This window comes from Chamaesiphon sp. VAR_69_metabat_338 (genome assembly GCF_031423935.1).
GTDB lineage: Bacteria > Cyanobacteriota > Cyanobacteriia > Cyanobacteriales > Chamaesiphonaceae > Chamaesiphon.
In genome coordinates this window covers 1-4274 of sequence record NZ_JANPGM010000509.1, presented here as the reverse complement: position 1 = coordinate 4274, position 4274 = coordinate 1, and the positions used below count along the sequence as shown (strand labels likewise).

At 51.7% G+C, this 4274-nt stretch carries 2 protein-coding genes and 1 pseudogene; 2 read left to right on the top strand and 1 reads right to left on the bottom strand.

Annotated features, from left to right (window positions below):
* Window positions 1–45: 45 nt before the first annotated feature.
* Window positions 46–1077: a pyruvate dehydrogenase (acetyl-transferring) E1 component subunit alpha gene (gene pdhA / locus RMO84_RS14170; RefSeq protein ID WP_310489097.1), complete on the bottom strand. Its 1032-nt coding sequence runs from the start codon at window positions 1075–1077 to the stop codon at window positions 46–48.
* A 430-nt stretch (window positions 1078–1507) separates the two neighbouring features.
* On the opposite strand from pdhA, the gene RMO84_RS14165 reads away from it, so the two are divergent.
* Both RMO84_RS14165 and RMO84_RS14160 read left to right on the top strand, forming a co-directional pair.
* Window positions 1508–3985, top strand: a complete 2478-nt coding sequence (locus RMO84_RS14165) for an IMS domain-containing protein (protein ID WP_310489096.1) — start codon at window positions 1508–1510, stop codon at window positions 3983–3985.
* Between the two features lie 101 nt (window positions 3986–4086).
* A pseudogene (locus tag RMO84_RS14160) lies at window positions 4087–4274 on the top strand (AEC family transporter); the annotation flags it as partial.

The window sequence follows — 4274 nt, the reverse complement described above, 5'->3', positions numbered from 1 at the left end:
CGAGCGAAATCTCGGCGGCGGGTGCTGCATCGCTGTCCTCAGCCACTAATCTTCAGCAAAGATATAGCGACGGAGTTCGCTGGGATCTGGTTCGGGGCTATTTTCGGCAAACTCGACTGCATCGTCAACTAGATCCTGAATTTCGCGATCGAGAGCGGCTAATTCCGCCTCAGTCACCAAACCTTCCTTGACTAAATAGGCAGCCAATTTTTTAATCGGGTCGCGCGCGAACCAGAAATCCTTCTCGGCTTGGGGTCGGAGTTCGTCGGGATCGGCCAAGGAGTGGCCGCGAAAACGATAGGTTAGAGCTTCGATTAAGGTTGGCCCTTCTCCAGCTCGCGCCCGCGCTACCGCTTCTTTAGCGACACTATAGACTGCCAAGACATCCATGCCATCGACTTGGACGCCGTGCATCCCAAACGCCGCGCCCTTGGTATAGATTTCGGGCACCGAAGTCGCCCGTTCGTGAGACATACCGATCGCCCACTTATTATTTTCGACGACATACAACATCGGCAATTTCCACAATGCCGCCATATTCAGACATTCAAAGAATTGACCGTTGTTGGCAGCACCATCGCCGAAGAAACACGCCGAAACCAGATCGGAACTCGCATCGCCCAAAGCTTCGCGACGATATTTGCTAGCAAATGCCGCCCCTGTCGCGACGGGAATCCCTTCGGCAACAAACGCATAACCGCCCAACAACCGATGCTCCTTAGAAAACATGTGCATCGAACCGCCGCGCCCTTTGCTACAGCCAGTTTCTTTGCCAAATAGTTCCGCCATCACTTCGCGCGCGGGGACGCCCGCACTCAGGGCGTGAACGTGGTCGCGATAAGTACTCGAAACATAGTCCTGTCCGGGACGCATCGCTTTGATCACGCCAGAAGATACGGCCTCTTGACCGTTATACAGATGGACAAAACCAAACATTTTGCCCCGATAGTACATCTCCGCACATTTGTCTTCAAAGAAGCGACCGAGGATCGTGTCACGGTATAACATCAAGCCTTCTGCTTTGGTGATTTCTCCCGACTTTGGCTCAAATGCGGGTAGAGTTCTCTCTTGAACCATTAGTTTGTTTTATCCACTTGTGTGCGATCGATATTGTCGCCTATTTGGGGTGTAGTGACTAGCCCTCTGGCCGATCGATTTCAATTTCGGTGTAGGAGTGGGGAGTTGGGCAAGACTGGACTTCACAATTTGAGGAGAGTGCCGGACATAAATTTACAGCCATTAAAGTCATCCTGTCGATTCGAGCTGTAGTCAGGCCACCGATCGTCAATGAGCCAAATAGTTGCAGATCGAGCCGCTATTCCTAAAACTGGGATGTTATGTTATGTTTGTTCGTAAGTTTTTTAAAATACGCATGTCTGCTTTGTTGTGCGAGTAAAAGATCTACTCGAACCAGCCGCGCGGACTTTGTCATTACTAAATATCGAGTCGATCTACTCAATAGCTGATAACTGGATAACTGTGTCGTTCATGGTGTATTAGGTAAACTGTGCGAATCCCGCTTGACTATTATCAGATTCTTGGCGTCCCAGAGAACGATCTCTCGGAGCTAGAGCAAGCATATCGCGATCGCTTGCTCCAATTACCGCAGCAAGAATATTCGGATGCTGCGATCGAATCTCGCAAACGACTGATTACAGTAGCCTACGAGGTACTGAGCGACCCCCAGCAACGGTCGATTTATAATGCCACTCAGACTGCCCCCAACGAGGCCGAACTGGAAAATACAGGTACCGGGGGTAATGTCGCTCCTTCACCTTTTTATCGCCGTCGCGAACTAGATATCGCCCCCGAACATTTTTTGGGTAGTTTGCTGATCTTATTTGAATTGGGCGAGTACGAAGAAATCAATAGTATTTGTATGCCCTATCTGGGCAATAACGGGCGCAGTAGCAACAGCGGCAGCCTCCACCCCGCACCGCTAGTCAGTGGAGAAATCGCCGCCCAAAACAATCGTAATGCACCGATCCGCTTGGCCAATGTCAAACACACGCACAATGGCACTCATATTATCCCGCTCAAGCCAGACATAGTGCTAGCGATGGTGTCTTCATTCTGGGAACTCGGCGAACGCGAATGGCGCGATAGTTGCTATGAAGAAGCCACGATCCATTATGAAACAGCCAAAAAGATTCTCGTTCAAGAAGATTTATTTCCGCAGATTCAAGGCGAAATCGATCGCCGGTTGGATCGGTTGCAGCCTTATCGAATCTCCTCTTTAGTCTCGTTACCACTCGATCGCCACGAACAACGGCGGCGGGGGATTCAGTTTCTCGAAGAATTATTGGAAAGTGCTTGTACCAATGAAGTCAAGTGCCAAGAACGCTTTGCCCTCAATAGCGAGAGTACGATTCCCTTCATTCACGAAACCTTACCCCACCTCACCGCCGCCGAACAACGGAATTTGTTCAGTCAATTGGCGAGAGATTCCCATCAATTGGGCACGAAATCGCTCAATGTCATGCAATTGGCTTGTACGTATTTACACGTCCACGCGCTGATTGCCCAAGGCTTTGCCTATCGCAACCCCCAACTGATCTACACTGCTCAACAAATCTTGCAGTATCGGCTCAGTCAACGGATGGAGTGCTCGATCGAACAAGCGATTTGCGCGATTCTGTTGGGGCAAACCGAAGAAGCCGAGCGGCTGCTCGCCTGCGCGCCCGAATCCGGCTCTCTCATTGCAATCCGCCAACAATCTCAAGGCTTGCCCAATTTGCTGCGCGGCTTATGTTGGTATATCGAAACTTGGCTCAAGGATGAAGCTTTTCCCTGTTTTCGAGACTTGGTAACGAGCGATCCCTCCCTCAATGCTTATTTTAGCGATCGCGACGTCCAAGATTTTGCCGATCGAATGCCAGCGCAGGATAATCCGGCCACTAGTTGGGAAAAATCTTCACCCCAGGTGATCGATGTCCCGCCATCTGGCGATCTCTCTGGCTCGTTCAACTCATCGCCAGCAGACTTTCAAGCTGCCGAGTCCGATCGAGCACTACTAGCCAAAGCGAGTACCCGTCGCAATAGTAGCTTGACACCCGCATGGCAGTCACCGACAGACCGACTGGGTGCTGAGGGTATTACCCCCGCAGTCCGCGTCGAACAGCTTGCGCCCCCTGCACCCACCCCACTGCCAACAGAGGAGCGCGACGATCCCAATGTCATCCCGTTGGATCGCGAACGTCAACGCCGCCGCTCCGCCCCCACAGCCCGGACGATCGACGGTCAATTTGAGGAAACCTACCTTCAAGTCCCATCCTCACTATCACTGGATCCCAACAGTCAATTGGTGACGGCCAATAAGTCCGGACAGTTGGCCGCACGTCCATCCGGCTCTAGTACGATCGTCCGCCCGCGCCGCCCGCGCCAATCGCCGAACATCCCTCGGATTTTGTTAGTTGGCGCGGGTGGCGTCACCTGTTTGTGCGGGACGATTTGGCTGGTAAATACCGCGATCGGCAGCATCTTCAAACAGCCCTCACCCACCTTAACGGCAACCCCCAGTCCCCGCGTTACCGCTAGTACCGCCCCCATCCCGAAGGAAGTCAAGACGCTCAAGTCTAATCCGGTCACAGCAGCAGTCCTAAGTGCCGATGTCGCCACCGCAATTGTCAAAAAATGGCTCAGTGCCAAGACTAGCTCCATGAGTCCCCAGTATCGCGTCGAGCAATTGAAAGATATTCTGGTCGAACCTGCTTTGTCCAGCGCGACAGAGCGCGCCCAAGAGGCCAAAACTAATGGCATCCATTGGCAATACCAGCACCAGCATATTGGCATTGTTTCGATCGATCGCGCCAGTCCCCAAGCAACTACAGCTAGGATCGAAGCCAAAGTAGAAGAAGACGCCCAATATTATGAAGGGGAACGATTGAATCCAGAGCGTTCTTATTCAAAGCAACTTTTGGTCGAATACAATCTCGTTCGCCAAAAAGATGGTTGGTATATCACGAATATGGGTGTAGTTAAATAGTTGGGAGTTGGGAGTTTGCCGATCGGGCAGCGATCTCGCGAACTACGACACTCAAAAAACTAGAAATGATTCGCCAGTAACAATTGCTCGATTAACAATTCATGCTCGATCGTCTCGTTCAAGCTTATACGCCCCTAATGTTTTGGACGGGGTTGGGCATTTTGCTGGTGCGGTTTTTGCCCGCTACTTTTCCCTATTGGTTGGGACGCGGACTTTACTGGGTCGGGGTGCCGATCGAGATCTTTTCCCTCGCTCGTCAGACTACCTTTGACGAACGCGCTCAATTAGC

What these genes read in the sequence shown, in the direction of transcription:
- pdhA (WP_310489097.1), bottom strand. Translation starts at nt 1,077, where the DNA reads ATGGTTCAAGAGAGAACTCTACCCGCATTTGAGCCAAAGTCGGGAGAA.